A 4,851-nucleotide genomic window follows, 5' to 3' on the forward strand; every position below is an offset into this window, starting at 1 on the left:
AGGCCTACTTCAACAAACCCGTCGAGCAGCTCACGGTCTCCGAGGGCGCGCTGCTCCGCGCGCATCCGGCGGGCCGGCCAGTGCGGCTTTGACTTCGTCTATCGGATCGGAGCGCCGGGGCGCCCGGTCGTCTTGCACGGGCGGCAGGATCGTGGTGAGTCGATCGTCCGGCGGAGCCTGCCGACGGCGGCTGATCGTCGGCGGCCCCTCCCGACGCTCACGATCCCGAGGGGCGTCCGGACGGCTGGGGCCCGGACGCTTGTCAGAACTCTGATTGCCTACATGCTCAGTCGATGGCCCACGTTGGTCACCGGAGGACTGGCTGTGGCGTCCTTCGTTATTCAATGGCCGTGCGGGCGTTGTTGCGCGCCGTCCGCGTGCGGCCGGTACCCCTGGGCGGAGGTGCCGTGCGTGCAGCGCCGAGCACGTAGGACTTGACGAGATGGTTCCAGCTGCAGGTCCGGCACACCTCCACCACGTGGACCGCGAATTCCTCGAACCGGGTTGCCAGCATCACCAATTCCTCGGCCGTGCGTGCCGAACCCGACACCGCACCCAGGTGTTCGCCGAACACCCACGACACCAGCGTCAGCTGCTCCTTGCGGCAGATCGGGCACATGACCTGGCTCGGTTTCCCGTGAAACTTGGCGGCGCGCAGCAGATACGGGTTCGCGTCGCAGACCTCGGAGACACCCGTCCGGCCCGAGTACACCTGGGCCAGCAGTGAGCGCCGCCGGAGCGCGTAATCCACCACTTGTCGCTGCAGTCGCACGCCCACCAGAGTACGTCGCCATCCCGAGCAGTGATACGCAACCGAAACCGTGGCGGTCGGGCCCGGGCACTCGACGGTGATTTCTGCGCCAAACCGACACCGGACTTCTACGATCATCCCCGTGGCGAAATGGCTCGGGGCACCGCTGGCCGGCGGGGTGACCACGACTACCCGCGCCAAGGACACCGATCGCCAAGACACCTGCACGGTCCTCGATGACGCGCTGGCCGACGGTGAGCTCTCCGCCGAGGAGCACCGGGAGAGGGTCAGCGCGGCCACCAAGGCGGTGACGTTGGGCGACTTGCGTGCCCTGGTGAGCGACCTGCAAACCAACTCCGGGCGGCAGTTGCCGGCGCTTGACTTGCGCCACAAGGTGCCCCAAGTCGGCGGGTGGGGAGTGCTGGCCGCCGCATTCGTCGTGTCCGTGCTGTTGGGCATGGGAATCGGGTGGGGCCTGTACGGCAACACCCGCTCGCCGCTGGACTTCACCGCCGACCCGGGAGCCAAGCCCGACGGAGTCAGCGCCGTGGTGTTGACGCCGCCCACCCAGCTGCACTCGGTCGGCGGGCTCACCGGACTGCTCGAACAGATGCGCAAACGATTCGGCGACACCATGGGCTACCGGTTGGTGATCTACCCGACCTACGCGTCGCTGGACCGGCCGGACCCTTCGGACGACCGCCGGGTGCTGGCCTATACCTACCGCGGCGGCTGGGGCGATCCGACCAGCTCGGCCAAGAGTTCTTCGGACGGCCCCGTCCCGGTCGACCTGAGCAAGTTCGACGTCACGAAGACCGTCGGCATCATGCGCGGCGCCCCGCAGACGCTGCGCATGAAGCCCTCCGACGTGAAGACCACGTACTTGATCGTCGAGCCGGCAACCGACCCGACCACGCCGGGGGCCCTCACGCTGTCGCTGTATGTCTCCAGCGATTACGGCGGCGGCTACATCTCCTTCACCGGCGACGGCACCGTCAAGCAGATGAGCCTGCCGACGTAAAGACCGGTCCCCCGGCGCACATTTCACACCCCTGCACTGTGACGAACTGCAAACCAACAGCCGGTGGTGTTGTGGCTAATATATCGAGACGATACGATTGCGCGAGGCGTCGGACCGTCGTAACCAGCCACGCAAAACTCTCAGGGAGGTGATTCGATTGCTGGAGCTTGCCATCCTCGGTCTCCTGATCGAATCGCCCATGCACGGCTACGAGTTGCGCAAACGGCTGACCGGTCTACTCGGCGCGTTCCGGGCGTTTTCGTACGGTTCGCTCTACCCGGCCCTGCGCCGCATGCAGGCCGACGGGTTGATCGCCGAGGATGCCGCCCCGGCCGGGACGCCGGTCCGGCGGGCCCGGCGCGTCTACCAGCTGACCGACGAAGGCCGCCGGCGCTTCGGTGAGCTGGTGGCCGACACCGGTCCCCACAACTACACCGACGACGGCTTCGGGGTACACCTGGCGTTCTTCAACCGGACTCCGGCAGAGGCGCGCATGCGCATTCTGGAAGGCCGCCGCCGTCAGGTCGAGGAACGGCGGGAAGGTCTGCGCGAAGCAGTTGCGCGGGCCAGTAGCTCGTTCGACCGCTACACCCGTCAGCTTCATCAATTGGGGCTCGAGTCCAGTGAGCGCGAAGTCAAATGGCTCAACGAGCTCATCGCTGCGGAGCGGGCGATGCCCGGCCTCTCCGAGCAAACGTAACCCCCTGCACGAACCCAGCATCCCAGTCAGAGGTCAGAGGTTAGGAGAACGCCCTTATGAGTGAGAACCAACCGCCGAAGGCGGCAGAAGCGCAGTCGGAGGTACGAGTCGCCATTGTCGGCGTCGGTAACTGCGCGTCTTCGCTGGTTCAGGGCGTGCAGTACTACTACGACGCCGACCCGAACAGCACCGTGCCCGGCTTGATGCACGTGAAGTTCGGCCAGTACCACGTCCGCGACGTGAAGTTCGTCGCCGCGTTCGACGTGGACGCCAAGAAGGTCGGCTTCGACCTGTCCGAGGCGATCTTCGCGTCGGAGAACAACACCATCAAGATCGCCGACGTGCCGCCCCTCAATGTGACGGTGCAGCGCGGCCCGACGCTGGACGGCATCGGCAAGTACTACGCCGACACCATCGAGGTGTCCGACGTCGAGGCGGTCGACGTGGTCCAGGCGCTGCGCGAGGCCAACGTCGACGTTTTGGTCTCCTACCTGCCGGTCGGCTCCGAAGAGGCCGACAAGTTCTACGCCCAGTGCGCCATCGACGCGGGCGTGGCGTTCGTCAACGCCCTGCCGGTGTTCATCGCCTCGGACCCGGTGTGGGCCAAGAAGTTCGCCGACGCCGGCGTGCCTATCGTCGGTGACGACATCAAGAGCCAGGTCGGCGCGACCATCACCCACCGCGTGATGGCCAAGCTGTTCGAAGACCGCGGCGTGCAGCTGGACCGCACCATGCAGCTCAACGTCGGCGGCAACATGGACTTTCTCAACATGCTCGAACGCGAGCGGCTGGAGTCCAAGAAGATCTCCAAGACGCAGGCCGTGACCTCCAACCTGCAGCGCGAGTTCAAGACCAAGGACGTGCACATCGGCCCCTCCGATCACGTCGGCTGGCTCGACGACCGCAAGTGGGCCTACGTGCGGCTGGAGGGCCGCGCCTTCGGCGACGTGCCGCTGAACCTCGAGTACAAGCTCGAGGTGTGGGACTCGCCGAACTCCGCGGGCGTCATCATCGATGCGGTGCGTGCCGCCAAGATCGCCAAGGACCGCGGCATCGGCGGCCCGGTGATCCCGGCGTCGGCGTACCTGATGAAGAGCCCGCCGCAGCAGCTGCCCGACGACATCGCGCGCGCCCAGCTCGAAGAATTCATCATCGAGGGCTGAGCCCCTCCACGCACCACCGTGTCGCGAGCGTAACGCCACGGCGATTTTCATCTCGAGAATCCGCCACAGCGTTACGCTCGCGGCCGTTGGGACCAAATCATCGACACGATGCTGTGCAGGTGCTTAGCATCATGTCTCGATGACCGTTCAGCCCGCGGCTTTCCTCCGCACGACGCTTCCCCTCGACCTGTCCCGGCTCGCGGAACTCGACAGCGGCCGGTATCACTCCATCTGGCTGCCCGATCACATGGTCAGCTTCTGGCCCGACTCGATCTGGACGCCCGAGTTCACCGACCTGGCCACGGCTTCCCCGTCACCGCACCGCCACCTGGACGGACTCGCGGTGGCGGCCGCGGCGGCCGTGCTGACCGAACGGGTCCCCCTGGTCAGCGCGGTCGTCGATACCGTGCGCCGCCATCCCGCGCTGCTCGCCCAAACCGCGCTGACCATCGATCACCTGGCCAAGGGGCGCTTCATCCTCGGGTTGGGCAGCGGCGAGAGCGAGAACACGCTGCCCTACGGCTTCGACTTCTCGCGTTCGGTCAGCCGGTTCGAGGAAGCGCTGGCGGTGATCCAGCTGCTGTGGCGCAGTGACGGGCCGGTCGACTTCGACGGCCAGTTCTACCAGCTCCACCACGCCCGATTGGACACCGAACCCTATGGGGGCCGGGTACCGCCGATCTGGATCGGCGCCAGCGGCCCGCGGATGCTCGACATCGCGGGCCGGTACGCCGATGGCTGGTGGCCGGCGGGTGCCTGGACTCCCGACCACTACGCCCAGATGCTCGCCGCGGTGCGAAGCTCCGCCGAACGCGCCGGCCGCGACCCCCTGGCGATCACGCCCTGCTTCATCCAGGTCTGCCTGATCGGTGCGGACGACGAGGCCCTCGCCGAGATCCTGCAGGCTCCCCTGGTCAAGGCCTTCCTGCTACAGGTCTCGGCAAAAACGTTGCACGACTTCGGCTTCGAACACCCCATGGGCGAGGGCTGGCGGGGATTCCAAGACATCGACCCGGCCGTACTCACCCGGGAGCGAATCCTGGAATTTCTGGACAACGCGCGGCCCGAGATGGTGCTGGCCGTCGTGCCGCATGGCACACCGAAAGAGGTCGCCAAGATCGTCAAGACCTACGTGGACGCGGGCCTGCGCGTGCCGAAAATACTCGACTACGGCGCCATGGCCGGGTTGAAATACGCACAGGCTTCGGCCGCGAAT

General features: G+C 66.6%; 5 protein-coding genes and 1 pseudogene. 4 read left to right on the top strand and 2 right to left on the bottom strand.

What is annotated here, in order from left to right:
- Positions 1 to 66 precede the first annotated feature (66 nt).
- A pseudogene (locus A5646_RS29700) lies at positions 67 to 345 on the bottom strand (penicillin-binding protein); the annotation flags it as partial.
- On the bottom strand, positions 338 to 772 hold the full coding sequence (locus tag A5646_RS01565) for a DUF5318 family protein (protein WP_064883320.1): 435 nt from the start codon (positions 770 to 772) through the stop codon (positions 338 to 340). The gene A5646_RS01565 and the pseudogene A5646_RS29700, both read right to left, overlap by 8 nt.
- Before the next feature lie 121 nt (positions 773 to 893).
- Between A5646_RS01565 and A5646_RS01570 the strand changes: the two genes are divergently transcribed.
- The 4 genes from A5646_RS01570 to A5646_RS01585 all read left to right on the top strand — a co-directional run.
- Positions 894 to 1,772: a DUF1707 domain-containing protein gene (locus A5646_RS01570; protein WP_067019383.1), complete on the top strand. Its 879-nt coding sequence runs from the start codon at positions 894 to 896 to the stop codon at positions 1,770 to 1,772.
- 157 nt (positions 1,773 to 1,929) lie between these two features.
- Entirely contained in the window at positions 1,930 to 2,472 is a 543-nt protein-coding gene (locus tag A5646_RS01575) for a PadR family transcriptional regulator (RefSeq protein ID WP_066861963.1), read from the top strand.
- A gap of 56 nt (positions 2,473 to 2,528) precedes the next feature.
- Positions 2,529 to 3,635 carry an inositol-3-phosphate synthase gene (locus tag A5646_RS01580; protein ID WP_066861679.1) on the top strand — a complete coding sequence of 369 codons (1,107 nt, stop codon included), beginning with the start codon at positions 2,529 to 2,531 and terminating at the stop codon, positions 3,633 to 3,635.
- Positions 3,636 to 3,774: 139 nt separating this feature from the next.
- A partial coding sequence (locus A5646_RS01585) for an LLM class flavin-dependent oxidoreductase (protein ID WP_067019386.1) occupies positions 3,775 to 4,851 on the top strand: 1,077 nt, incomplete at its 3' end.

This window comes from Mycobacterium sp. 1245499.0, assembly GCF_001673615.1.
Lineage (GTDB): Bacteria > Actinomycetota > Actinomycetes > Mycobacteriales > Mycobacteriaceae > Mycobacterium > Mycobacterium europaeum_A.

Bases quoted from the DNA above. Each gene is read 5' to 3' on its own strand.
- A5646_RS01580 (WP_066861679.1), top strand. From the start codon at position 2,529: ATGAGTGAGAACCAACCGCCGAAGGCGGCAGAAGCGCAGTCGGAGGTA.